Annotated in this window: 21 protein-coding genes; 5 read left to right on the forward strand and 16 right to left on the reverse strand. The window is 68.2% G+C overall.

Going from position 1 to position 24,355, the window contains the following annotated elements:
- The first annotated feature begins 275 nt into the window (after nt 1–275).
- Together ahpC and ahpF are read left to right on the forward strand one after the other, a co-directional pair.
- Complete coding sequence (gene ahpC, locus DIE12_RS28655; protein WP_006750178.1) at nt 276–839, forward strand: alkyl hydroperoxide reductase subunit C; 564 nt, start codon at nt 276–278, stop codon at nt 837–839.
- A 128-nt stretch (nt 840–967) separates the two neighbouring features.
- Nucleotides 968–2,566 (forward strand): alkyl hydroperoxide reductase subunit F, encoded by a 1,599-nt coding sequence (gene ahpF, locus DIE12_RS28660; RefSeq protein WP_124522918.1) that lies wholly within the window; start codon nt 968–970, stop codon nt 2,564–2,566.
- Nucleotides 2,567–2,680: 114 nt separating this feature from the next.
- Here the strand turns inward: ahpF and DIE12_RS28665 are convergent, their stop codons facing one another.
- From DIE12_RS28665 to DIE12_RS28705, 9 genes are all read right to left on the reverse strand, one after another.
- Nucleotides 2,681–3,523, reverse strand: coding sequence for an extensin (locus tag DIE12_RS28665; protein WP_124522920.1), 843 nt, complete (start codon nt 3,521–3,523; stop codon nt 2,681–2,683).
- Between the two features lie 169 nt (nt 3,524–3,692).
- Complete coding sequence (lpxO, locus tag DIE12_RS28670) at nt 3,693–4,592, reverse strand: lipid A hydroxylase LpxO (protein WP_124522922.1); 900 nt, start codon at nt 4,590–4,592, stop codon at nt 3,693–3,695.
- 209 nt (nt 4,593–4,801) lie between these two features.
- Entirely contained in the window at nt 4,802–5,356 is a 555-nt protein-coding gene (locus tag DIE12_RS28675) for a carboxymuconolactone decarboxylase family protein (protein WP_124522924.1), read from the reverse strand.
- 25 nt (nt 5,357–5,381) lie between these two features.
- Complete coding sequence (locus tag DIE12_RS28680) at nt 5,382–6,716, reverse strand: aspartate aminotransferase family protein (protein ID WP_124488842.1); 1,335 nt, start codon at nt 6,714–6,716, stop codon at nt 5,382–5,384.
- A gap of 14 nt (nt 6,717–6,730) precedes the next feature.
- A complete protein-coding gene (locus DIE12_RS28685; RefSeq protein ID WP_124522926.1) occupies nt 6,731–7,780 on the reverse strand; it encodes a C45 family peptidase in 1,050 nt (349 codons plus the stop codon).
- 20 nt (nt 7,781–7,800) lie between these two features.
- Complete coding sequence (glnQ, locus tag DIE12_RS28690) at nt 7,801–8,529, reverse strand: glutamine ABC transporter ATP-binding protein GlnQ (protein WP_014899691.1); 729 nt, start codon at nt 8,527–8,529, stop codon at nt 7,801–7,803.
- Nucleotides 8,526–9,182: a glutamine ABC transporter permease GlnP gene (gene glnP, locus DIE12_RS28695; protein ID WP_044843947.1), complete on the reverse strand. Its 657-nt coding sequence runs from the start codon at nt 9,180–9,182 to the stop codon at nt 8,526–8,528. Before glnP ends, glnQ begins: the two co-directional genes overlap by 4 nt.
- Nucleotides 9,183–9,248: 66 nt before the next feature.
- Nucleotides 9,249–10,001 (reverse strand): glutamine ABC transporter substrate-binding protein GlnH, encoded by a 753-nt coding sequence (gene glnH, locus DIE12_RS28700; protein WP_044843946.1) that lies wholly within the window; start codon nt 9,999–10,001, stop codon nt 9,249–9,251.
- 351 nt (nt 10,002–10,352) lie between these two features.
- A complete protein-coding gene (locus DIE12_RS28705; protein ID WP_124522928.1) occupies nt 10,353–13,895 on the reverse strand; it encodes an ABC transporter ATP-binding protein in 3,543 nt (1,180 codons plus the stop codon).
- A 119-nt stretch (nt 13,896–14,014) separates the two neighbouring features.
- On the opposite strand from DIE12_RS28705, the gene DIE12_RS28710 reads away from it, so the two are divergent.
- Both DIE12_RS28710 and alr read left to right on the forward strand, forming a co-directional pair.
- Complete coding sequence (locus DIE12_RS28710) at nt 14,015–14,968, forward strand: LysR family transcriptional regulator (protein ID WP_124522930.1); 954 nt, start codon at nt 14,015–14,017, stop codon at nt 14,966–14,968.
- Between the two features lie 347 nt (nt 14,969–15,315).
- The gene (alr, locus tag DIE12_RS28715; protein ID WP_124522932.1) at nt 15,316–16,437 is read left to right on the forward strand and encodes an alanine racemase; all 1,122 of its coding nucleotides are present in this window, start codon (nt 15,316–15,318) and stop codon (nt 16,435–16,437) included.
- Between the two features lie 202 nt (nt 16,438–16,639).
- Here alr and DIE12_RS28720 read toward each other — a convergent pair whose 3' ends face one another.
- From DIE12_RS28720 to DIE12_RS28745, 6 genes are all read right to left on the reverse strand, one after another.
- The gene (locus DIE12_RS28720; protein WP_124522934.1) at nt 16,640–17,434 is read right to left on the reverse strand and encodes an enoyl-CoA hydratase; all 795 of its coding nucleotides are present in this window, start codon (nt 17,432–17,434) and stop codon (nt 16,640–16,642) included.
- A 381-nt stretch (nt 17,435–17,815) separates the two neighbouring features.
- Nucleotides 17,816–18,181: a response regulator gene (locus DIE12_RS28725; protein WP_006765703.1), complete on the reverse strand. Its 366-nt coding sequence runs from the start codon at nt 18,179–18,181 to the stop codon at nt 17,816–17,818.
- A 36-nt stretch (nt 18,182–18,217) separates the two neighbouring features.
- A complete protein-coding gene (locus tag DIE12_RS28730) occupies nt 18,218–19,186 on the reverse strand; it encodes a chemotaxis protein CheX (protein ID WP_044843940.1) in 969 nt (322 codons plus the stop codon).
- 22 nt (nt 19,187–19,208) lie between these two features.
- Nucleotides 19,209–19,793: a hypothetical protein gene (locus DIE12_RS28735; protein WP_124522936.1), complete on the reverse strand. Its 585-nt coding sequence runs from the start codon at nt 19,791–19,793 to the stop codon at nt 19,209–19,211.
- Complete coding sequence (locus tag DIE12_RS28740; protein ID WP_124522938.1) at nt 19,790–20,530, reverse strand: methyl-accepting chemotaxis protein; 741 nt, start codon at nt 20,528–20,530, stop codon at nt 19,790–19,792. Before DIE12_RS28740 ends, DIE12_RS28735 begins: the two co-directional genes overlap by 4 nt.
- 2 nt (nt 20,531–20,532) lie before the next feature.
- Entirely contained in the window at nt 20,533–22,941 is a 2,409-nt protein-coding gene (locus tag DIE12_RS28745; protein WP_124522940.1) for an ATP-binding protein, read from the reverse strand.
- A 96-nt stretch (nt 22,942–23,037) separates the two neighbouring features.
- Here DIE12_RS28745 and DIE12_RS28750 point away from each other — a divergent pair, with 96 nt between their 5' ends.
- Complete coding sequence (locus tag DIE12_RS28750; RefSeq protein WP_124522942.1) at nt 23,038–23,259, forward strand: hypothetical protein; 222 nt, start codon at nt 23,038–23,040, stop codon at nt 23,257–23,259.
- A gap of 80 nt (nt 23,260–23,339) precedes the next feature.
- Here the strand turns inward: DIE12_RS28750 and DIE12_RS28755 are convergent, their stop codons facing one another.
- Entirely contained in the window at nt 23,340–24,350 is a 1,011-nt protein-coding gene (locus tag DIE12_RS28755; RefSeq protein WP_124522944.1) for a succinylglutamate desuccinylase/aspartoacylase family protein, read from the reverse strand.
- Between the last annotated feature and the right edge of the window lie 5 nt (nt 24,351–24,355).

A 24,355-nucleotide genomic window follows, 5' to 3' on the forward strand; every position in this document is an offset into this window, starting at 1 on the left:
TGCAGAACGGGCGCCGGACCCTGGCGCGGGGCGCGGCACCCTTTCCCGGCGCCGCGCCCTCCCGCACCCCCAATGTGTCAGAAGCGCCGGCGGGCCGAAATCCGCCGGAAGGCCCGGCCCGGATGACACGGGCCGCCCGGACGGGCCGCCGCGACGGGGCCGGACGCAGATAGAAATTCCCGATGCCGCGGATTGAAACAAGCAATTTCACAAACCAAGGGTGAACCCGGATACTGGCAACACTTCATCAACACCCAAGCAAAGGAACTCGCAAGATGCCGATCATCAACACCCAAATCAAACCGTTCAAGGCAACCGCATACCACAACGGCGATTTCGTGCCCGTGACCGAAGAGAACTTCAAGGGCAAATGGTCCGTCGTCGTGTTCTACCCGGCCGACTTCACGTTCGTCTGCCCGACCGAGCTGGGCGACCTCGCCGACCGCTACGCGGAATTCCAGAAGCTGGGTGTCGAAATCTACGGCGTGTCGACCGATACGCACTTCACGCACAAGGCATGGCACGACACGTCGGACACGATCGGCAAGATCAAGTACCCGATGATCGGCGACCCGACGCTCACGCTGTCGCGCAACTTCGACGTGCTGATCGAAGAAGAAGGGATGGCGCTGCGCGGCACGTTCGTGATCAACCCGGAAGGCGAGATCAAGCTGTGCGAAATCCACGACAACGGCATCGGCCGCGACGCCGGCGAACTGCTGCGCAAGGTGCAGGCTGCGCAATACATCGCGGCACACCCGGGTGAAGTGTGCCCGGCCAAGTGGACGCCGGGTGCGGAAACGCTGACCCCGTCGCTCGACCTGATCGGCAAGATCTAAGGGTCGCCCGGCGCGCCTCGCTCGAGGCGCCCAACGAGCACCCAGCCGGGCCGCCGCCTCGCGCGGCCCGCCCTCTCCTCCGGCACGACGTGCCCGAGCAGCCAAATCAATACGGAATCCGAAACGCCATGCTCGACGCCAATCTCAAGAACCAACTGAAAGCGTACCTCGAAAAGATCACGCGCCCGATCGAACTCGTCGCGTCGCTCGACGACAGCGCGAAATCGCAGGAACTGCTTGCGCTGCTGAACGAGATTGCATCGCTGACGTCGCGCGTGACCGTGACCGAACGCCGCGACGATGCCGAGCGCAAGCCGTCGTTCTCGATCGGCGAACCCGGCAAGCCGGCCGGCATCCGCTTCGCCGGCATCCCGATGGGCCATGAATTCACGTCGCTCGTGCTCGCGTTGCTGCAGACGGGCGGCCATCCGGTCAAGCTCGACGACGACGTGATCGAACAGATCCGCGCGCTCGACGGCGACTACGCGTTCGAGACGTATTTCTCGCTGTCGTGCCAGAACTGCCCGGAGGTCGTGCAGGCGCTGAACGTGATGTCGCTGATCAACCCGCGCATCCGCCACGTCGCGATCGACGGCGCGCTGTTCCAGAACGAAGTCGACGCACGCCAGATCATGGCCGTGCCCACGATGTTCCTGAACGGCGAATCGTTCGGCCAGGGCCGCAGCAGCGTGAAGGAAATCCTCGCGAAGCTCGACACGGGCGCGGGCGAGCGCGCCGCGAAGTCGCTCGAGAACAAGCCGGTATTCGACACGCTGATCGTCGGCGGCGGCCCGGCCGGTGCGGCCGCGGCAATCTACTCGGCGCGCAAGGGCATCGCGACGGGCGTCGTCGCCGAGCGTTTCGGCGGCCAGGTGCTCGACACGATGGCGATCGAGAACTTCGTGTCGGTGCAGGAAACCGAAGGGCCGAAGTTCGCCGCGGCGCTCGAGCAGCACGTGAAGCAGTACGACGTCGACATCATGGACGTGCAGCGCGCCGACGCGCTGATTCCGGGCGACGTGCATCAGATCCGCCTGGCGAACGGCGCGGTGCTGAAGGCGAAGACGATCGTCCTCGCGACCGGCGCGCGCTGGCGCGAAATCAACGTGCCGGGCGAGCGCGAATACCGCAACCGCGGAGTCGCGTACTGCCCGCACTGCGACGGCCCGCTGTTCAAGGGCAAGCGCGTCGCGGTGGTCGGCGGCGGCAACTCGGGCGTCGAGGCCGCGATCGACCTGGCCGGCATCGTGAAAGCCGTCACGCTGATCGAATTCGGTGCGCAACTGCGCGCGGACGAAGTGCTGCAGCGCAAGCTGCGCAGCCTGCCGAACGTGACGATCGTCACGCAGGCGCAGACGACCGAGCTGACCGGCGACGGCAGCAAGCTGAACGGGCTCGTCTACAAGGATCTGCGTTCGGGCGAAACGAAGCGGGTCGATCTCGAAGGCGTGTTCGTGCAGATCGGCCTCGTGCCGAACACCGAATGGCTGAAGGGCACGGTCGAACTGTCGAAGCACGGCGAGATCGTCGTCGATGCGCGCGGTGCGACGTCGGTGCCGGGCGTGTTTGCCGCCGGCGACGTGACGACGGTGCCGTTCAAGCAGATCGTGATCGCGGTGGGCGAAGGCGCGAAGGCATCGCTCGGCGCGTTCGATCACCTGATCCGGCAGGACGCGACGCCGGCTACGGCCGACGCGCCGCAGGCCGAAGAAGCGATCGCCGCGTAACGCGCGACGCACCGCACAGGTTCGTCTCTCTTGGCCCCGCATGCCCTGGTCGGCGTGCGGGGCTCTTTTTCATCCGGTGCGGAGCAGCACGGCGCGCGCGCTGCGGCGCCCTGCTCACTGGGTCGCGCCGGGCCCGGCGTTCGCCGGTGCAGGCGCCTTGATATTGCTCGACTGCCTGACCAGCTGGTCGGTCATCGCGGCAGCGACCGAATTCGCCCCCGCCGACGTGTGCTGCCGATCGCCGCTCGGCGTCGCCACGTATTGCGGCGCCGGCAACGACGGATCAAGCTTCGCCGATTCACGCACGAGCGCAGCGGTTTCAGGGGTTTCGGATTTCCTGGCGGACGGTGCTGCCGCGTGCCGCTCGAGCCCGTCGCGCTTGCGCGCGGCGTGCTGCGGAGGCTGATACGCCGCCTGCTGGCTCGGCCGGGCTGCCTGCGCAGCCTGGGCCGGCGGTGCCGATTGCGCAGATTGCGCCGGCTGGGCCGGTTGCGCTGCTTGTACCGGCGCTTGTACAGGTTGCGCGGGCTTGGCCTTAGGCGGGGTCGCATCCTCCGGCTCGACCGTCACGACATGGACGGTCGGTGGCGGCGCACTCGGCTTCGCCGGTTTTGCCGGTTTCGCCGGTGCGGCGATGACCGGCGCGACGGCGGCGGAGGCCGGTGCCGCATTCGTACGCGCAGCGGCCGCGGCAGGCGGCGCTACGGCCGCTGGTTGCGGCACCGCCTCGTCCACATGCGCGGACGGGACGGCGACGGGCGCGGGCGGCGCGATCGTGCCTTGTGCGGTGTGACCGTCGTTCGCCGCGGTCACGGCGGCGGCAGGTGCTGCGGCATCGCCGATGCCGGCTTCCGCGATCGCGCGGTGGTCCGCACGCAGGAGCATCACGTAGCCGCTGCCTGCCGCGGCAACCAGCAGACCGCCGGCGATCATCAATGTCTTACGGGTACGAGTCATGCTTGCTCACCGATCCAAATCGACGTGAACAAGCCATGATACGCGTGCGTTCGCGCATGATCCCGCACGAATACAATTGGTTGCATTGACGTCGACCCCAAGAGCGCGGAGGCCGTATGATGCTGCGCGCCCTATCGTCTGACGGTTCGGCACCGTCTGCCTTTCGCCATCAGATGCAGAAGATCGCGACCGCGATCCCGCCGAACAGCGCCCACTTGACGACGTAGTACACGGTGCGATTCCACGCCTTCAGCCGCTTGCCGGCGCGGCGAATCGCATACAGGTACTTGAATGCATGATTGAGCCCGCCCGTGCGGTCGCCCGTTTCGTTCGGCGACGCGGCCGCGCGCATCAGCAGGTGCCCGAACGCATCGTTGATGCGCTGCGCCCAACGATATTTCATCGGGCGGTCGATGTCGCAGAACAGGATCACGCGATCGTGCGCGGTGCGATTCTCGGCCCAGTGCAGATAGGTCTCGTCGAACATCACGGCCTCGCCGTCGCGCCATGCATACGACTCGCCGTCGACGACGATCCGGCACGCGTCGTCGTTCGGCGTGTCCAGCCCGAGGTGGTAGCGCAGCGAGCCCGCATACGGATCGCGATGCAGGCCGAGCTTGCCGCCCGGCGGCAACTGCGCGAACATCGCGGCCTTGATCGACGGAATCCGCGACAGAATCTCGACCGTGCGCGGACACAGCGCCTGCGCGGACGGATGCGGCGCGTCGTACCACTTCAGATAGAAGCGCTTCCAGCCGTTGCGAAAGAACGAATTGAAGCCGATGTCGTTGTACTCGCCCGACGCCTTGATCCGGCTGGCATCGCGCAACGCGAGCGCCTCCTCGCGGAAGGTCCGCCATTCGCGCTGCAGCACGGCGAGTTCCGGAAAGTGCCGCGTGTCGAGAAACGGCGTGGTCGGCACCGACGAGAACGCGTAGGAAAAGCAGTTCAGCGGCGCGGTGAAGGTCGAGTGATCGGATAGTTGCCTGAACAACCTGTGCCGAACCTTGCCGCGCCGGTGCGTATGGACGACACACGCAATGAACACGATCAACAGGACCCAGCGCATCGATATTTCCCCCGTAAGTTGTTTTACGGAATTCTAGGTACGGGGAAAATTTCCTGCGCTGAAGCGCAGGCGGTGCGAGGTGCGTCGGCAAGACGCGCAGAGGTTGCCGATCGAATCAGGCCGGCACACCGAAAAGCCCGTGCCGACGGGCTTTTCGACGCAACCGGATTGCGCGCGCGGCATGCTGCCGACCCGCGTGCATGCGGCGATTATTCCGGAAACGGTAACTCAGTTTGTCCGTCAGCGCGCATACCGAACGTGTTGAGCGTCATCGCCACGAGCGCGTAATAGCCGAGCAGCGCGACGAGGTTCACCACGGTCTCGTGGCCGAATCGCGCCTGCGCGCGCGCGAACGTCGCGTCGCTCACGCGCCGCGTGTCGTACAGCTCGGTCGCGAACGCATGGATCAGCGCATCGTCGTCCGATTCGAATGTCGGCTCGACGCCACGGCGGATCGCTTCGGCCGTCGCGGCCGGCACGCCGGCATCGAGCGCGATCGGATGGTGGATGTGCCACTCGGCCTGCGAGCGCCAGCGCGCGGCCGTCACGAGAATCGCGAGTTCCGACAGCCGCAGCGGCAAACCCGTGCGATAGCGGCAGAACGCGCCGAGCCGCTGCGCGTGCTGCGCAAGCTCGGGGCTCGCGATCCAGCCGAGGAACGGCCCGTTCAGGTTGCCGCGCGGGCCGCTGAGAATGTCCGCGAGCACGGCCTTCTGCTCGTCGGTGGCCGATGCGGGATCGAAGGGAGGCAGTCTGTCAGTCATGGCGAGGGTTCGGTGAGGTCGTGATTCACGCGCCGGCCGACGCGAGTGCCGCGTCGATCGCGCCGGACAGCCGCTCGACGATCGTGTCGATCTGCTGCGCGGTGCAGACGAACGGCGGCGCGACCAGGATGTGATCGCCGTGCACGCCGTCGATCGTGCCGCCCATCGGATACACCATCAGGCCGCGCTGCATCGCCTCGCGCTTGACCGCCGCATGCAGCTTCAGCGCGGGATCGAACGTCGCCTTGCTGTCGCGATCGCGCACGAGCTCGACGCCGACGAACAGCCCGCGGCCGCGCACGTCGCCGACATGCGGATGCGCACCGTACTGCTCGCGCAGCGACGCCCGCAGTTGCTCGCCGCGCGCCTGCACGTTGTCGAGCAGCTTCTCTTCGGCGATCACGCGCTGCACTTCGAGCGCGGCCGCACAGGCGGTTGCGTGGCCGAGATACGTGTGGCCGTGCTGGAAGAAGCCCGAGCCGTCGACGATCGTCCGGTAGATGCGATCGCTTACCAGTGTCGCGCCGATCGGCTGGTAACCCGCGCCGAGCCCTTTCGCGATCGTCAGCAGGTCGGGCGCGACTCCGTCTTCGTCGCATGCGAACAGGTAACCGGTACGCCCCATCCCCGACATGATTTCATCGAGAATCAGCAGCACGCCGTACTTGTCGCACACCGCGCGGATCTTCTTCAGGTAGGTACGCACCGGCGGCACCGCGCCGGCCGTCGCGCCGACCACCGTCTCCGCGACGAACGCCGCGACGTTTTCCGCGCCGAGTTCGACGATCTTCTGCTCCAGTTCGTCGGCCAGGCGCTGCGCATACGCTTCGTCGGTTTCTCCCGCCTGCTGGTCGCGATACGCATAGCACGGGCTCACGTGGTGCGCTTCGATCAGCAGCGGCAGGAACGGCTCGCGCCGCCATGCGTTGCCGCCGATCGCGAGTGCGCCGAGCGTGTTGCCGTGATAGCTCTGGCGGCGTGCGATGAAATGGCGGCGTTGCGGCTCGCCCTTTTCGACGAAATACTGGCGCGCAAGCTTCAATGCGGCTTCGACCGCCTCCGATCCGCCCGACACAAAATACACGTGTTCGAGGCCGGCCGGCGCGGCCTCGACGAGCCGGTCGGCCAGCTCCTCGGCCACCTCGGTCGTGAAGAACGACGTATGCGCATACGGCAGTTGCTGCGCCTGCCGCTTGATCGCATCGATCACGCGCTGGTTGCTGTGCCCGAGGCACGACACGGCCGCGCCGCCGCATGCGTCGATATAGCGTTTGCCGGTCGAATCGATGATCTCGATGCCGTCGCCTGCGACGGCGACGGGCAAGGTGGCGCGCGGAGCGCGATGGAAAACGGTCGTCATGCGTTGCCTCATGGTCAGGACGCGCGGGGCGCGTGCGCGGACGGCACGATGCGCGTCGCGAAGCGCTGCGTGCCGTGTTGATGAACGGTGAAGTCGATCGCGGTGTCGCGAATCGCGAACACGGCGGTCGCCAGCGTGTTTTCGTCGTCGGGATCGGCCGGATCGTCGCGATAGATCGGCAGCCCTTCCGGTGCGCGATCGCCGAGCACGCGCAGCAGCGCGGCTTCGTCGATCGCATCGATGGCCGGCGTCAGCGCATCGACGCGCCGCTGGCGATCGCCGGACGATTGCGTGACGATCTGCGCTTCTGCCTCGCAGCCCGGATGCACGAGATGATTCGCGTGGCCGCTGAGTTGCGAAACGTCGACGACCGAACAGCGCGCGACGCTCGCCTCGATGCTCAGGAGCCGCGTATCGCCGGTCGCGCCGAGCGTGTGGTGAAAGCCGCTCGCGCGCGCATGGGTGCGCAGCGCGTCGGCGGCTGCGTCGAGCGACGTCGCATCGAGCACCGCACGCGCGAGGATCATCCGCGGCACGCCGGCCGCGGGCGTGCGGATCCGCAGGTTGTTGATCGCCTGCGCGATGCCCGCGCGGTTCGCGGCGAACGTATGGCCGGGCAGCGAGCCCGGGTAATAGAAGCTGATGAAGCCCGGCTTGCCCTGCGGCTGCACGTCGACCAGCAGGCAGCGCTCGCGCAGGTACGGATCGCCGTCCTCGTTGTGCGCGATCCAGCGCGTGCCGTGCGCGTCGCGCCCGGCGAGCGTCGTGCAGCCGTCCGGCGCGTTATGGATCAGTTCGCCGCGGCAGTTCCACAGGAAGATGTCCTCCGCCGGCCAGCCGACGCCCGCCGCGATCCCGTCCAGTTCCGCGACGAGGTCGGGGTACGCGGCCAGCGCGGCCTGCCGCAGCGCGGCGACGAACGGATGGCCGCGCCAGCGGCGCACGGCCTGCCATGCGCTGCTCTGCTGCATGTACGCATCGAACACGGGGCGGGCAAGCTCGCCGAGACGCACGCCGATGTCGAATGGCGTGCCGGCGATGACGGGAGAAAGGGAAAGCGGCATGTCGGGCAATTCGGTTTCGTTCAGGACACGTGTTTCAGGAATTCCTTGAGGCGCGGTGTCGGCGGCCGGTCGATCAGGTCGACCGGATGGCCGTCCTCGGCGATGCCGCCCTGATCCATGAACAGGAGCCGCGTGCCGACCCGCTTCGCGAAGCCGATCTCGTGCGTGACGACGATCATCGTCATCCCTTCGGTTGCGAGATCCTGCATCACTTTCAGCACTTCGTGGCGCAATTCCGGATCGAGCGCGGAGGTGGGCTCGTCGAACAGCATCAGCCGCGGCCGGATCGCGAGCGCACGCGCGATCGCGACACGCTGCTGCTGGCCGCCCGACAGCTCCGACGGGTAATGATTCGCGCGCGATTCGAGGCCCACCTTGTCGAGCAGCGCCATCGCCTGGTCGCGCGCGTCGGCGCGCGACGCGCCGCGCACCTGGATCGGCCCGAACATCACGTTCTCGAGCGCGGTCATCTGCGGAAACAGGTTGAACTGCTGGAACACCATGCCGGCCTCGAGCCGGATGTTGCGAATCGTCGATGCGTTGCCGCGCACGCTCTGGCCGTCGACCAGCAGCTCGCCGCCGGTGATTTTCTCGAGCGCGTTGATACAGCGCAACATCGTCGACTTGCCCGAGCCCGACGGACCGATCACGACCACGACTTCGCCCGCGTCGATCTTCAGGTCGATATGCTTGAGCACCGGCACATGGCCGAAGCTCTTCGACACGTTCTGGAATTCGATCATGCTCATAGGATCCTCATGCGCTTTTCGACGAGCCGCAGCGTCAGCGTCATCGCGCCGGTCAGCATCAGGTAGATGATGGCCACCGCGGTCCAGATTTCGACGGCCTGGAAATTGCCGGCAATGATTTCCTGTCCCTTGCGCGTCAGTTCGCCGACGCCGATCACGATGAACAGCGACGTGTCCTTCAGGCTCACGATGCACTGGTTGCCGAGCGGCGGAATCAGCCGGCGGAACGCGAGCGGCCCGACCACCTTCAGCAGCACGCGCGGCATCGACAGGCCCATCGCGAGCCCCGCTTCCGTCAGCCCCTTCGGGATCGACAGCAGCGCGCCGCGCACCACTTCCGCGAGATACGCGCCGGAATTCACCGTGATCGCGATGATCGCGGCCGTCAGTCCGTCGATGCGGATATGCGCGAGCAGCGGCAGCGCGAAGTACAGGAACATCACCTGCACGACGATCGGCGTACCGCGGATCAGTTCAATATAAACCTGTGCGAGCACGTTCATCGCCTTCGGTCCGTATGCGCGGAACATGCCCGCGATCATCCCGACGACGAACCCGCCCACCAGCCCGAAAAATGCGATGAACACCGTCAACCGGACCCCGTCCATCAGGTCCGGCAACGCCGCCCAGATCGCCGACCAATCGAAATTCACGTGTCGCTCCCCGTTCGATTCAAGACCGGCGCGGCCGCCCGGCCGCGCCCTGTTGCGCCGTCACGCTCACAGCTTCGGCGGCTCGGCGCCGAACCACTTCTTGTAGATCTGCGCGTAGCGGCCGTCGGACTTGATCTTCACGAGCGACGCGTTGACCTTCGGCACGAGCGGGCTGCCCTTCGGGAAGCCGATCCCGTACTTGTCGCCGCTCACCGGCTGGCCCGCGACCTTCACCTTGCCCTTGCCTTCGTTGTTCACGAAGAACAGCACGTTCGGCGTGTCGTGCATCGCCGCGTCGACGCGGCCGGCCTCGAGCGCGAGGTACGCCTGGTCGATGTTCGGGAACTGGCGGATCTCCTTCGGCTTCAGGTGCGCCTTGATCCAGTCGATCGTCGCGGTGCCCGTCTTCGCGGCGATCACCTTGCCGTTCAGGTCGTCGATCGACTTGATCGACGTATTGTCGGCCTGCACCATCGCCGCGAGCCCGCTGTCGTAGTACGGCGCGGAGAAGTCGATCGCCTTCTTGCGCTCTTCCTTGATGGTCATCCCCGACAGCGCGACGTCGATGTTCTGCGTCTGCAGCGCCGGGATCAGGCCCGCGAAATCCATCGGCTGGATCGTGTATTTCCAGCCCTGGTCCTTCGCGATCTCCGCCCACAGGTCGAGATCGAAGCCGACGTACTTGTCGCCCTGCTTGAACTCGAACGGCATGAACGACGTATCGGTCCCGACGACGAGCGTCTTGGTATCCGCGTGCGCGATGCTGGCGCCGAGCGCGGCGACCACCGCGACGGCTTTCAGGAAGGAACGACGACTCATGGCTTTTCTCCGCATGGTTGAGCGATGTAACCGGCCGGCTGGCCGGGGAACGACGACATCAAGCCGCACCGCAACATGCGATGTTGAATTAGACCTTAGTGCAACAAGTGTTGTCAACACGGATACTACGACAACAAAAAAACGCGCAACAAGTAATTGCATCGAGACAAACCCGCGCGGGACGGGCGGGATTGGTCAGAGGAAAAGGCGGGGGAATGACGGCGGGAGCGCGCGGCGGGCCCTGGACTCGGGGATGAGGCGGGCGAGCGGTATTTGCCGGCAACCGCCGCCGCTCAACGAACGGAATGAACCGCGAGCGGCAACGCCGCCCGGCATGACTTCAACGCGACGTTACGCCGCCACCCCGCTCGCCTGATGCGAAACCAGCCGCGCATACGCACCCTGCCGCGCGATCAGCGCCGCATGCGTTCCCGCCTCGATGATCCTGCCGTGCTCGAGCACGAGGATCGTGTCCGCGTTGCGCACGGTCGACAGCCGGTGCGCGATGATGATCGACGTCCGCTGCGCCATCAGATCCTCCAGCGCCGCGCGGATCTGCTGCTCGCTGATCGTGTCGAGGTGGGACGTCGCTTCGTCGAGGATCAGCACCGGCGCATCCTTCAGGAACGCACGGGCGATCGCGACGCGCTGGCGCTGTCCGCCGGACAGCTGCACGCCGCGCTCGCCGACCCGCGTCTCGAGCCCGTCGGGCAGCCGCGCGACGAATGCGCCCAGCGCCGCGTGGTCGATCGCGCGCCGGACGTCCTCGTCCGATGCATCGTGCGCTGCGAGGCGGATGTTCGCCTCGAGCGTGTCGTTGAACAGATAGGTATCCTGCGCAACCAGCGCGATGTGCCGGCGCAGATCGTCGAGCCGCAGATCGCGCAGGTCGACGCCGCCCAGCGTCACGCGCCCGTGCTGCGGATCCCAGAAGCGCAGCAGCAGGCTCGCGACGGTCGACTTGCCGGCGCCCGATGCGCCCACCAGCGCGACCGTGCTGCCGGGCGGCACCTCGAAACTCACGCGATCGATCGCCGGCACGCCGCGGCCCGGGTACGTGAAGCCCGCGTTCTCGAACCGCACGGTCGCGTCGCCGGACAGCGCATGCGCGCCGTCGACGACCGTCACCGGCTCCTTCTCGAGCGCGCGCAAGCGCCGCGTCGATGCAATCGTGTCGGCCAGCTGCCGCGCGACCTGGCCGATCTCGGCCACCGGCATGAAGGCGGCCACCGCGACCAGCACCAGCAGCGGCAACGCTTCGTGCGCGAACCAGCCGCGCGCGCACAGCAGCGCACCGAGCGCCGCGACGGCCAGCCCGCCGAGCCCGCTCGCGACTTCGAGCGCGGCGCTCTGCGCCGACAGATCGTCGAGCAGCTTCGCGCGCTGCTGCCGGTACGCGTCGGCTTGCGCGACGAACGCGGCACGCCGACGCGCGAGTGCCTGGAACGCAGTCAGTTCCGCGAGCCCCTGGATCGTTTCGGTCAGGTGCGCGCCGAGCAGGCCGAGCGCCTCGCGTGCGCCGGTGCCGAGCCGGTCGACGTCGCGCCGCGCCAGCACGGGCGCCAGCCCGGCCCACAGCAGGAACGGCAGCAACACCAGCGCGAGCGGCCAGGCGACCGACGCGAGCAGCACCAGCACGCCGGCCGGCACCAGCACCGCGACGAACGCCGGCGCGAGCGTATGCGCATAGAAGTATTCGACGGTCTCGACGTCCTGCGTCGCGAGCGCGACCAGATCGCCGGAACGGCGCCGCAGCAAACCGGCCGGCGCGAGCCGTTCGAGCGTCGCGAACAGCGCGATGCGCATCTCGGCGAGCAGCCGGTACGCGATGTCGTGCGCGAGCCACGATTCGAGCCAGTGCAGCACCGCCGCGACCGGCGCGACGACCAGCAGCGCCGCGACGAGCGCGCCGTTCGCGTGCCCGTCCGACACGCCGCCGACCACCCGCGCACCGATCACGCCGACGCCGATGAACGCGAGCACGCGGCCGATCCCGAACAGCACGGTCAACACGACCTTGCCCTTCCACGGACCGACGAAGCGCAGCAGCGCGCGCAGCGTTTCGGGCCAGCCGATCGTCGCCGCGTCGTCGTTCAGCGGCCTGACCTGCGGGCCCGATGCAGCACGCGCGCCCGCGCCGCCGGCCATCGCGGCCGTGCCGACGGCTTCGGCGGCTGCCTCCAGCTGCGGCCCCATCAGCTGGCGATACGGGCCGTCGCGCGCGATCAGTTCCGCGTGCGTGCCCGCGTCGACCACCCGCCCCTGGTCGAGCACCAGGATGCGATCGGCGCCGATCACGCTGGACAGCCGGTGCGCGAGCACGAGCGTCGTACGCCCGCGCGTGAGCCGGTCGAGCGCCTGCTGGATCAGCGCTTCGTTCTCCGCATCGACCGACGACAGCGCCTCGTCGAGCAGCAGGATCGGCGCATCGCGCAACAGTGCGCGCGCGATCGCGATTCGCTGGCGCTGGCCGCCCGACAGCATCAGCCCGCGTTCGCCGATGCGCGTCGCATAGCCGTCGGGCAGCGCCGAGATGAAATCGTGCGCGTTGGCGGCTCGCGCGGCCGCGATCATGTCCGCGTCGCTCGCGTCGGGACGGCCGAGCCGCAGGTTGTCGGCGACGCTGCCGTCGAACAGCGTCGCGTCCTGCGCGACCACCGCGATCATCTCGCGCACCTGATCGGCGTCGAGCGTGCGCACGTCGTGCCCGCCGATGCGGATCGTGCCGCCCTGCGCATCGTGCTGGCGCAGCAGCAGGCGCACGATGGTCGACTTGCCCGCGCCGCTCGGGCCGACGATCGCGACCGTCTCGCCTTCGCGCACCGTGAAGCCCAGCGCCGCATGCGCATCCGCGCGACGCCCCGGATACGCGAAGCTGACGCCGTCGAACACGATCTCCGGCCGCAGGTGCGGCACGCGCGGCGCCGCGGCGGCCGGCGTGTCGCTGCCCGCATCGAGCAGCGCGTGAATCGCGTTCGCCGCCGACTGGCCGATCATCCCCTGGTGCAGCACGCCGCGCAGGTCGCGCAGCGGCCGGAAGATTTCGCTGCCGGCCATCAGCACGATCAGCAGCGCCTCGAGGCTCATGTCGCCGTGGCGCACGCGCCATGCGCCGACCGCGATCGCCGCCGCCGCGCCGAGGCCCGTGCCGAGATCGGTGAAGAGCCGCGTCAGCAGCCCGAGCGCGAGCACCCAGAACGTGCTGTCGGACAATGCGCGCGCCTTCGCCGCCAGCTTCGCGCCGAACGCGCCGCTCTGCCCGAACGCCTTCAGCGTCGGCAGGCCCTGCACCGCGTCGAGAAACTCCTCGCCGAACGCCTTGAACGCGGCCGAGCGGGCGAGCGCCGCGCGCCGGTCGGCGCGATGCACGAGTTGCGGCAGCGCGAGCGTGACGAGCGCCGCGACCAGCAGGATCGCGGCCGTCGGCACGTCCCACCATGCGAGCACCGCGAAGATCATCACCGGCGCGCACGCGGCGATCACGAGCTGCGGCAGGTAGACGCCGAAGAAGGTCTGCAGCTGCTCGACGCCGTCGACGACGGCCAGCATCACGCCGCCCGTGCGCTCGCCGCTGAACCATGCGGGGCCGAGCGCCGCGATCCGGTCGAACAGCCGCGCGCGCAGCGTGGACTGTACGCGCCCGGCCGTGTGCTGCGCGAGCACCGTGCGACGATGGTCGAGCCATGCGCGCAGCAGCACGCAGGCCGCGGTTGCAACGGCGGTTTCGGCGATATCGCGCGCCGGCGCGCCGGCAAAGACGAGCGCGAGCACGCGGCCGAGAAACACGAACCGCAGGATGCCGACACCCATCGCGAGCAGCCCGAGCGCGACCGCGGCGGCGACCCGCCAGCGCAATCCCGCCATCATCGCCCATAGTCGTCGGTCGAAATACATGAAGCCCTCCGGTCGGTTTTTCGTTGCGATTCGATTGACCGGACCAAGGCTACCCGCCCCCCCGACGCGCGGCAAAAGATGATTTTTCAACGGGTGTTGAGTCAACTACAATACCCCGCATGTCGCACCTCCCTCCCCTCAGCGCGCTGCGTGCTTTCGAGGCGGCCGTCCGCCTCGGCGGGTTCGCGCGCGCGGCGGCCGAGCTGAACGTGTCGACGAGCGCGATCAGTCACCAGATCCGCGCGCTCGAGGAATCGCTGGGTGCCCGCCTGCTCGAACGCAGCACGGGGCTCGGCGGCATCGGCCTCACGCAAGCGGGCGCCCGCCTGCTGCCGGCCGTCAGCGATGCGCTGTCGAAGCTGACCGACGCGTGCGCCGAGATTCGCGGCACCACCGCGCAACGGCTGACGGTGTCCGCCAACGCGCCGTTTTCGTCGATGTGGCTCGCGCGCCGTCTCGCGGAATTTTCGTCGCTTCATCCCGACACGCCGCTGCATGCCATCGTGGTCGACGACGAACCGGATTTCGCGCGCAGCGGCGTCGATCTCGCGATCGTGCACGTGCCCGCGCACCGGCTGCGCGCCGACGACGACATCCTGATGCGGGAAACCGTGTTCCCGGTGTGCAGCCCCGAGCTGTTCCCGTACGCATCCGGGTACGTGTGCCGCTCGCGGCTGCTGCAGGAGATGCACGAGGACAGCCCCGAGATCGACTGGCGCAACTGGGCCGTGCACTTCGGCCTGCCGGACGACTTCGAGACGAAGATCGTCCGTTACAGCAGTTTCAGCCAGGTGATCGGCGCGGCGGTGGGCGGCGCGGGCATTGCGCTCGGCCGTGTGCCGCTGATCGAGCCCGAACTGCGCAGCGGCCGCCTGGTGCCGCTGGTGCCGGGCCTCGAGCGCGATGCGTCGTGGCGCTTCGTGCTGCGCCGCAATCCGTCGGCACGGCACCGGTTGCTCGATCCGTTGATCGCGTTCCTGCGCCGCGAAGCCGATGCCCCGCCGCTCCAGCGCGCGAAGATCGTTGCACCCGCATCCAACGACAGTCACGCGCGCGACGCGGGCGGTGCGTAGCGCGCCCGCATCCGGATGCCGGCGCGCGTGTCGGCAGTCCGTTGCGGCGTCACGGCTTCGCGAAGAACAGCACATCGATCAATGACAGGGGCACGTAGCGCTTGGCACTGCGCCGCGCCGTTCGCGCACCGGTTTTCTGGAGGGGAGACTCGGCAAGGCAGGCTGGCGAAGGCCGTGTCGACATGGGTCCGGCACAAAAAATTCCACCAAATCGCCGACAAATACGTTAATTAAAACTGGTCGAACACCAATAAGATAGCGCTCAACACTGGCTGGGTGCGCAACGCACCGGCCGCTGACCCGCGCCCCCGCGCGCGTACCGAACGACTTTCGACCCGAGCCCGCCCATGCCCCGTCCCATCGTCGCCCATATCCGTCCCGACGCCGTCCGCCACAACCTCGACTTCATCCGCCGCACCGCCGCGCAATCGCGCGTATGGGCCGTGATCAAGGCCAACGCCTACGGTCACGGGATCGAGCGGATCTACCCGGGCCTCGCGGCCGCCGACGGCATCGCGCTGCTCGATCTCGACGAAGCCGTGCGTGTGCGGGAACTCGGCTGGGACAAGCCGGTGCTGCTACTCGAAGGCATCTTCGAGCCGGCCGACGTCGAACTGGCCGATCGTTACCGGCTGACGGTGGCCGTGCACTGCGACGCGCAGCTCGACCTGCTGATCGCCGCGAAGCCTCGGCAACCGATCGACATCCAGCTGAAGATGAACTCCGGGATGAACCGGCTCGGCTACCGGCCCCACGCATTCCGTGCCGCGTGGGAGCGCGCCGCGGCCGCGCCGTCGATCGGCAAGATCACGCTGATGATGCATTTCGCAAACGCCGACGAAGGCGAAGTCGACTGGCAGCTCGAGCAGTTCGATGCGGCCACCGCCGGGATTCCGGGCGAGCGCTCGACATCGAATTCGGCGGCCGTGCTGTGGCATCCGCGCGCGCATCGCGACTGGGTTCGGCCTGGCACGATCCTGTATGGCGCGTCACCGACCGGCGCGTCGCGGCATATCGCCGACACGCCGCTGATGGCCGCGATGACGCTGACCAGCAAGATCATCGGCGTGCAGACGCTCGCGCCGGAAGAAACGGTCGGCTACGGCCGCCGCTTCACCGCCGACCAGGCGATGCGGATCGGCGTCGTCGCGTGCGGCTATGCGGACGGCTATCCGCGCCACGCGCCGACCGGCACGCCGATCGCGGTGGACGGCGTGATGACGCGCGTCGTCGGCCGCGTGTCGATGGACATGCTGACCGTCGATCTGACGCCGTGCCCGGACGCGGGCATCGGCTCGAGCGTCGAGCTGTGGGGCGATCAGGTGAAGGTCGACGACGTCGCGGAAGCCAGCGGCACGATCGGCTACGAGCTGATGTGCGCGCTCGCGCGCCGCGTGCCGGTCGTGGTCGTGCCGTCCGGCGCGTCGACGGTGCAGCCGGCGCCGCGCACGGGCAGCTACGGGCGATAACCGGGGCGCGGATGCGGCGGCACGCTCGCGGGTCGCTGCGCATCCGGACGCTCGGAATCCGCTTGCGGGCCGCGTCGGGCGGTCCGCTTGTTTTGTGCGGTCTGCTTTTGCGGCCTGCTTTTGCCGCATGTACCGACGGCGAAGCACAGGCGGGACGCAGCGCGCAACCGGTCCACGGGCGCCACACACTACGAACTACGAACTACTCACGCCACGTCGGCTTGCGCTTCTCGAGGAACGCATCGATCCCCTCGCCGGCGTCCTCTTCCATCATGTTGCGCGCCATCACGTCGCCCGCAAAAGCGTATGCGTCGTCCAGCGGCAGTTCTCGCTGCCGGTAGAACATCTGCTTGCCGTAGCGCACCGCCGCCGGGCTCTTCGCGACGATCTCCGCGACCTTGCGCGCGACGGCCGCGTCGAGCGCATCCTCGGGCACGGCCTCGTTGACGAGCCCCCACGCGGCGGCCGTCGCCGCATCGATGAAACGCCCGGTGACGAGCATGTCGAACGCGCGCTTCGCCGACACGTTGCGGCTCAACGCAACGGCGGGCGTCGAACAGAACAGCCCGACGTTGATACCCGACACCGCGAAGCGCGCGGTGTCGGCCGCCACGGCGAGGTCGCACGCGGCGACGAGCTGGCAGCCGGCCGCCGTCGCGATGCCCTGCACGCGCGCGATCACCGGCACCGGCAGCGCGCGCATCGCGAGCATCACGCGGCTGCATTGCGCGAACAGTGTGCGGTAATAATCGAGTTCGGGCTTGCCGCGCATCTGCCGCAGGTCGTGGCCCGCGCAGAATGCCTTGCCCTGCGCGGCGAGCACGACACAGCGCACGTGCGGATCGGCGGCCAGCGAATCGAACGCGTCCTGCAGGCTCGCCAGCATCGCCTCCGACAACGCGTTGAACTGTTGCGGCCGGTTCAGCCGCAGCGTGACGACGCCGTCGTGGGCCTCGCTCAGCAGGATCGGCTCGGCTGTCTCGTGAATGGGTTCCATGATGCTCCGCTCGATGGGGTTCGATCGGACGCGAACCGGCGGCACGGGCAACACGCGTCCGGATTCGCGATCGACATGATCACGAATCGTCCTCCAGTTTGCGCGCGACGTCCAGCGAAGCGGACGGACCGCCGGCGCAGCAGACGTTCGCGGGAATCGGGCGGCGCGCCACTCGCGTGCGTGGTCAGGGCCGCGTGCAGGAGCGCACATCGCGAATTTCGCCCGTCGCGCCGCCCGGAATGCAGATCGCACCGCCCTGCGCGTACCCGGCATGCTCGCCTGCGAACGTCCCGTTGCAACCGGCGACGCAGCGGTCGCGCGTTCCGGACCGCAACGTTGAACGCTCGAGCGGTATCGGGCCCGCTCCCGCCGAATATCGGCTCAGCCCGCGAGCTTCTTCAGCGCGTCGAGCACCGCATCGCCCTTGAACGGCTTCACGATCCAGCCCTTCACGCCGGCGGCCTTGCCGCGCTCCTTCATCGCCGGGCTGCTTTCGGTCGTCAGCATCACCACGTTGACCGACGTGTTCGCCAGCTCGCCGCGGATCTTCTCGACCATCGTCAGGCCATCCATGTTCGGCATGTTCACGTCGCTGATCACGAGACGCACGCCGGGTGTCGCCTTGAGCTTCGCGAGCCCGTCCTTGCCGTCCACCGCCGTCGCGACGTCGAGCCCGTGATTGCGCAGGAAACCCGCGACTTCGTCGCGCACCGTGCCCGAATCGTCGACCACCAGAATCTTTGCCATGCCGTCTTCCCCTTTCGTCGTTGCCGACTTCAACATTCAAAACAGTTCGAGTTCGCCCGCTTCCACCATTGGCCCCACGTCCTGCACGGATTCGCGGAAATCCTCCGGCGACCAGCTCAGGCTGAACACGAAACGCTGGTCGAGCCGCACCGACCGCCCCGATGCGGGGTCGGTCATCCGGTACTTGAAACAGAGCTGCGGACAGTCGCCGCCGAACGAAATGAACTTCTGCTTGTGATTGACGACGAGCGGCACCTGCACCGGATGGCGCGCAAGGGCCTCCGCGTCGCCGAGATAGCGGTTCTTGAACGCGCCCCACACGAGGTTGGTCAGCTCGCCGAGCACGCTGTTCACGTCGCGGAAATCGGGTGCCCGGCCGTCGTCGCGCGTGCCGCCGATCATGTCGAGCAGCGGCTGCTCGCTCGTCTGCAGCAGCATGTAGCCGCGGCACCATGCGCTTTCCAGCGCGATCAGGCTGAACACCTCGCCGAAGATGATCTGGTCGCGCACGATGCACGGCGTGTCGCGCTCGATCGTCATGCCCGGGAACAGGCTGTCGAGCCGCGCCTCGGTGATCTCCGCGATGCCGCGCACCAGCGCGTTCGGGTAGTCGCGGCCGAACAGGTACTCGTCGATCGCGCGCTTGAGCGGCGTCAGGTCGTCGGCGACGTAGGCCGCGCACGCGACGCGTGCGAGCGCATCGGGCAGCCCGTCGCGCGACGCGTCCCCTGCATTCGACATGCGGCGCAGGATGATCGGCAGCTCGGGGCGCAGCGCATCGATCTGCGTCGCGACGATCGCGCTTTCGTCCGGCGAGCCGCCGTAGTCCTCGGCGAGCAGGATCGCGCCGAGATCGATGTTCGAGCGCAGCACCTTCAGCAGCCGGTTGCGCCGCACGGTCAGGCCGACCAGGTTGTGCTCGTCGCAGAAGCGCTTGAGCGTCGCCGCATGCGCGCGGCTGTCGTCGAGCACGAGCACCTTGCTGACGGGTTGGTCTACGGTCATGTCGCGGAGTCCTCGCAATCGGTCAAAACAGTTCGAGCTCGCCGCCCGTGTCCACGCTCGCCGCTTCCGACACGTGGAAATCGACCGGCGCGTTCGCGCACACGCACAGCGTCGCGCCGATCCGCACGTCGCCGTCGAGCGTCACGTCGTACGCGGCCACGTGGCCGGGATTCAGCGCCTGCAGGTAGTCGATGCTCGCGCCGCTCAGCAGGTAAGGCGTCGACATCCCGAGATCGGGGAACGGCACGGTCAGCGCCTGGTTGATCGCGCCGCAGCACAGGTTCGCGACTTCCATGAACGCTTCGGGCAGCGGCCGCTGCGCGCTCGCGCCGGGCGCCGCCGCAGCGAAATGGCGGCGCGTCGGTTCGTCGTCCCGAAAACGCAGCGCGAGCAGCAGCCGGAAATGCAGCGCCGAGATCGTCAGCACTGCGACGTGTTCCGCGATCTTCGGCATCGCGCGCGACTTCGTGCGGGATGGGTCATGTGACGCACCATGTGCGTCGTCGGCAGCCGGCCGGATCTCGCACGCGCCGCCGGACGCGAGCCGCGTGCGCGCCGCATCGAAGAAGATCCGCTCGAAACCGGCGCGGGCCTGCGCGCTGATCACGCCGCCGCTCCTTCGAGCCGCGCATGCAGCTGCCCCGCCAGCGTCTCGACCGTCGCGAGCGCGGCCGTGATCATCTTGCCGCCGGCCTGGATGTCCTGGAACGTCGCGGCCGTCACGAGATCGTTGCGGTTCAGGCTGTCGCGATAGCTGTTCGACAGTTGCTGCGAGCGCGCGGCAAGCCCGCGCACCTCGCTCGCGACGATCGAGAAGCCGCGTCCCGCGGCGCCCGCGCGCGCGGCCTCGATCGATGCGTTCAGCGAGACGATCGACACGTGCGCGACGATCGCCGACAGCTCCTGGTTCTTCGTGCGCATGTCCTGGTTCTGCGTGGTCAGCGAGATCATCTGCTCGTGCCAGCGCTCGAACGTGCCGGCCAGCCCGCGCAGGCGCGCGGCCTCTTCGGCGAGCTTCGCCGCGTGCTGCGACAGCGCGGCGCGCTCGGCCGCGAGCGCCTGCAGCGCGTCGCGCTGCTCGCCGGTGCCGGCCGCCTCGCGCGCCCGCGTTTCCTCGAGTTCCGTTTCGCGGCGCGTCCATGCCCGTGCGGCTTCCGCATGTGCGGCCGCGGCTTCGTCGGCCCGCGCATCGGCCGCGCCGAGCGCGGCGCGCAACGCGTCCGCTTCGCGCGTCAGCGCGGCAACGTGCCGCGCGCGTGCGATGCGCCACGCGAACGCGGCGATCGCCGCGACCACGAGGCCGCCCGCCAGCGCGGCACCGATCGGGATCATCCACGCTTGCACGATCACTCCGTTGCGTCGACGTTCACGGCGTGCACCGGCTGCCCGATTTCGCGCACCGCAGCGTTGGCCACGCCGTTGACCGCACCGTCCGCCGCGAAACGCGCCGGCAGCGACACGATCGTCTCGAACGCGCGATACGACGCGCCGACGCGATCGTCGGTAAAGCGCAGCGCGATATCGCCGCCGTCGCGCTTCAGGAAGTTGCGCACCGCGTCCATCCCGACGCCGCGCCCCGATACCTCGGTCACCGCGCGCGCGGTCGAGAAGCCCGGGCGGAAGATCAGTTCGGCCACGGCTTCGTCGGTCAACCCGGCTTCGTTGCCGGCGTCGATCCAGCCGCGCTCGCGCGCGATCCCGCGAATCCGGTCGAGCGCGAGGCCGCGGCCGTCGTCGGCGAGCACGAAGCGCAGTGCCTCGCCGTCGACGTCGACCGCGATGTCGATCTTGCCGGCCGGCGCCTTGCCGGCCGCGCGACGCTCGTCGGACGTTTCGATGCCGTGGTCGATCGCGTTGCGCAGCAGGTGCATGAACACGTTCGTCAGCGTCGCGCCGATCTCGCTGCGCACGCGATGGCCGTTGCTGTCGATATGCACGACGGGCGCCGGCTTGCCGAGTTCGGCCGCGAGCGACGGCAGCGATTCGATCACGCCGCCCAGCGCATCGCCGATGCCCTGCGTGCCGAACTGGCTCAACAGGCGGCGCACCGAATCGCGCGCCGCGTGCCAGTCGCCCGCGTTCGCCGGGTCGGCGCCGTCGAGCATGCGCAGGCTCTCGCTGATATGCGCGCGCTCGACCATCAGGTAGTCGGCGCCGCCATGCTGCGCCGCCTCGCCGTGGCGGCCGAGCGTGACCGCGTTGATCGTCGCGTAGCGGTCGACCGCCTCGCGCACGCGGGCGAGGTCGTCCATCAGCGCATCGCGGTTCCACTCGGGGCCGCCGTCGGCGCGGCGCAGCGATTCGTACGCCTGCTCCGCTTCGTGCACGATGTTGGTCAGGTGCTGCAGGCTATACGTGCGCGCATTGCCCTTGATCGTGTGCATGTTGCGAAACAGCGCCGCGACGATCGAGTGATCCGCGCGTTCGTGCTGGCGGATCATCCGCTCGTTCTCGCTGAGGAAACCCTTCGCGCTGTGCACGAAGTCGTGGAACTTGTCCTGGCTGATCGACAGGATCTCGCCGATCATCTCGAGGCGGCGCTGCTGCTCGCCGGCCTGCGCGGTCAGCTCGCGAATCTCCGTCACGTCGCGCACGCACAGCATCAGCCGCACGACCGTGTCGGTCTCGTCGGTGATCGCCGACCAGCTCAGGTCGAGCCATTTCTCGCGGCCGTCCGGCATCCGCTTCGCGACTTCGTTGACGAGCAGGTGCTCGTTGAACGCGAAGTTCATGCTGTCCTCGCCGAGGCACGCATGCACGGCCGCGTCGACCTGCGAGCGCGCGTCGGAACCGATGCCCGAATCGTCGAACACGAGTGCCATCAGGTCGCGGCCGGCGATGTCGTGCGTTTCGAAGATGGTTTCGAGGTAAGCCGAATACTCCGCATGCACGACCCCGCCTTCGACGACGGTCAGGATCCCCTGCTGCATGTTCTGCAGCATCGCCTGGATGTCGGCCGTCTTCTGCTTCAGTTGCGCGGCGTTCTCCTGGATCTTCTCGATCATCCCGTTGAACGCGACGATCGAATGGCCGATCTCGTCCATCCGGCCCACCGGCACGCGGCGCGTGAAGTCCTGGCTCGTCGCGATCTCGCTCATCGCCGTCTGCATCCCGATCAGCGGACGCGTGATCTGGCGATACAGCACGAAGCCGAGCGCGGTCAGCAGCACGACCACCGTGCCCGCCACCCCCGCGATCGCGGTGGCCGTCGTCGCGAGCATGCCGTTCAGCGCACGGATCGCGTCGTCCTTCTGGCGGTTCTTCTCGACGCGCAGCGTGTCGACGATGCTTTCGAGTTCGTCGCGATACTGCGCGACGTTCGCGAACAGGTACGCCTGCGCCATCTCGGGCTTGCCGTCGGTCTTCATCTTCACGGTGTCGTCGATCGCGGCGAAGTAGTTCGCGGCGCTGTCCTTCGCCTGCGCGACGAGGCCTTCCTGCGCGCGGCCGACCGCCGATTTCGCCTGGGCGTCGAGCGCGGCGCGCAGCGCACCCTGCTTCGCCTTCAGTTCGTCGCGCGCCTGCGCGGCGGTGTTCGCGTCGGGCGCGTACACCAGCGTCATCGTCGCGATCTGGATGTTCTTCACGTCGGCGACGAGATCCGCCGACGCGAGCGCGCTCGGCACGATTCCCTGGGTAACCTGACGCACCTCGGACGCGCTCTTGCGCGTCTGGTACACGGCGTACACGCCGATCGCGGACAACGCGAAAAACGTCAGGACGACTAGCAGCGTAATGCGATGACGGATTGTCATGAGTACAGCTCCCCGCAGCGATCCGGCTTCGATCGCGCTCTGGCCTATTGAAAGAATGTGAGCGGCGAATTATCGGGGATGGTGTATGACCGTCCGATGACTGAAAATCAATCGGCCGTTGAGGAAATCGCAATGATTAATTGCGACGGGAAAATCCTAAAGTTTTCCGCGAATGAGCCGTTAACCTTCGGCGCATCTGGGCTCTGGCCGCTTGCCGGGCAGCGCGGAATAATCGCATCCGGAAATTTATTCTTCGATTCTCGATTCGGCAATTCAATCCGGCCGAATACCGGTGAAACGTTTGCGCATTATCCGTGAATCGAACCGCTCGCGAAGTCATTCACGCGCGATAACGGAGCTCATGCGCGAGCCGGACCGGCGGGCCGCATCATTGCCGCTCACGGATCGAGCGCACCGCCCGACCAGCCTGCCGACGGCCGCGACCCGGTCAGCTTCAACGCGACGTCGCCCTGCGCGACCAGCCGCTCGCGATTGCGCGTGACGATGCGCCCGGCTTGCGGCGCCACCAGCACGTGCTCGCTGCCGGGCACGCCCGGCAGCGCGACGATCCGCGCGATGCGCTCGCCGGCCTCGACCGTCGCGCCGAGTTCGCGTTCGTACACGAGCACGCCCGACACCGGCGCGAGCACGGTTTCCATGTGCGCGATCGGCACGGCGTCGCCATGCCAGTCGCGCACGCCGGCCGGTTCCGCGATCACGCCGCGGCCGCGCAGGAACGCAAGGACGCCGTCGGCATCGCGTTCGGCGAGCGTGTCGGACACGTCGGATTGGCCGCGCAGTTCGATCGTCGCGACGAGTCGCTCGCGCAAACCGCCGTTGCGCGCCCAGTGCGCGGCAATCGCGCCTTCGAACGCGCCGTCGTCGTCCTCGTCCCACAGGATCGCGACGTCCACGCCGAGCGCGGCCGCGAGATCGCGGCCGGCCGGCCACAGATCGCGATGCAGGTATACGTACGGCAGCGCCTCGGAATCGGTGTGCAGATCGAGCACGATGTCGGCGTCGCACGCGCCGTCGAGCACCGTGCGCTGCCACGCGGCGAACGTCGTCGCGGGCCGGTGCGCCGCAGCCGATTCGTGGAAATGCCGGTTGAAATTGCGGTGCGTCGCGTCGTGGAAGCGGCCGAGCAGCCGCCCTTGCCGGAACTGCGCGAGCCCGAGCGGATTCGCCTGCGGCACGACCGTCACCGTGCCGCGCAGCGCGCCGCGATCGTGGGCCGCACAAAGTTGCGGCAGCAACCGGTGCAGCACGAGCATGCCGGCGATCTCGTCCGCATGCACGCCGGCCTGCAGGTGTACGCGCGGCCCGTCGCCGCCCGACAGCCGCCACGCGCGTATCGCGAGCGGCTGGCCGCCGTCGCCCGGCACCTGCCACGTCAGCGTTTCGATCATCGTCG

This window comes from Burkholderia sp. Bp9015 (assembly GCF_003853505.1).
GTDB lineage: Bacteria > Pseudomonadota > Gammaproteobacteria > Burkholderiales > Burkholderiaceae > Burkholderia.

Bases quoted from the DNA above. Each gene is read 5' to 3' on its own strand.
- ahpC (WP_006750178.1), top strand. From the start codon at position 276: ATGCCGATCATCAACACCCAAATCAAACCGTTCAAGGCAACCGCATAC.
- ahpF (WP_124522918.1), top strand. From the start codon at position 968: ATGCTCGACGCCAATCTCAAGAACCAACTGAAAGCGTACCTCGAAAAG.
- DIE12_RS28665 (WP_124522920.1), bottom strand. From the start codon at position 3,523: ATGACTCGTACCCGTAAGACATTGATGATCGCCGGCGGTCTGCTGGTT.
- lpxO (WP_124522922.1), bottom strand. From the start codon at position 4,592: ATGCGCTGGGTCCTGTTGATCGTGTTCATTGCGTGTGTCGTCCATACG.
- DIE12_RS28675 (WP_124522924.1), bottom strand. From the start codon at position 5,356: ATGACTGACAGACTGCCTCCCTTCGATCCCGCATCGGCCACCGACGAG.
- DIE12_RS28680 (WP_124488842.1), bottom strand. From the start codon at position 6,716: ATGACGACCGTTTTCCATCGCGCTCCGCGCGCCACCTTGCCCGTCGCC.
- DIE12_RS28685 (WP_124522926.1), bottom strand. From the start codon at position 7,780: ATGCCGCTTTCCCTTTCTCCCGTCATCGCCGGCACGCCATTCGACATC.
- glnQ (WP_014899691.1), bottom strand. From the start codon at position 8,529: ATGAGCATGATCGAATTCCAGAACGTGTCGAAGAGCTTCGGCCATGTG.
- glnH (WP_044843946.1), bottom strand. From the start codon at position 10,001: ATGAGTCGTCGTTCCTTCCTGAAAGCCGTCGCGGTGGTCGCCGCGCTC.
- DIE12_RS28705 (WP_124522928.1), bottom strand. From the start codon at position 13,895: ATGTATTTCGACCGACGACTATGGGCGATGATGGCGGGATTGCGCTGG.
- DIE12_RS28710 (WP_124522930.1), top strand. From the start codon at position 14,015: ATGTCGCACCTCCCTCCCCTCAGCGCGCTGCGTGCTTTCGAGGCGGCC.
- alr (WP_124522932.1), top strand. From the start codon at position 15,316: ATGCCCCGTCCCATCGTCGCCCATATCCGTCCCGACGCCGTCCGCCAC.
- DIE12_RS28720 (WP_124522934.1), bottom strand. From the start codon at position 17,434: ATGGAACCCATTCACGAGACAGCCGAGCCGATCCTGCTGAGCGAGGCC.
- DIE12_RS28725 (WP_006765703.1), bottom strand. From the start codon at position 18,181: ATGGCAAAGATTCTGGTGGTCGACGATTCGGGCACGGTGCGCGACGAA.
- DIE12_RS28730 (WP_044843940.1), bottom strand. From the start codon at position 19,186: ATGACCGTAGACCAACCCGTCAGCAAGGTGCTCGTGCTCGACGACAGC.
- DIE12_RS28745 (WP_124522940.1), bottom strand. From the start codon at position 22,941: ATGACAATCCGTCATCGCATTACGCTGCTAGTCGTCCTGACGTTTTTC.
- DIE12_RS28750 (WP_124522942.1), top strand. From the start codon at position 23,038: ATGACTGAAAATCAATCGGCCGTTGAGGAAATCGCAATGATTAATTGC.
- DIE12_RS28755 (WP_124522944.1), bottom strand. From the start codon at position 24,350: ATGATCGAAACGCTGACGTGGCAGGTGCCGGGCGACGGCGGCCAGCCG.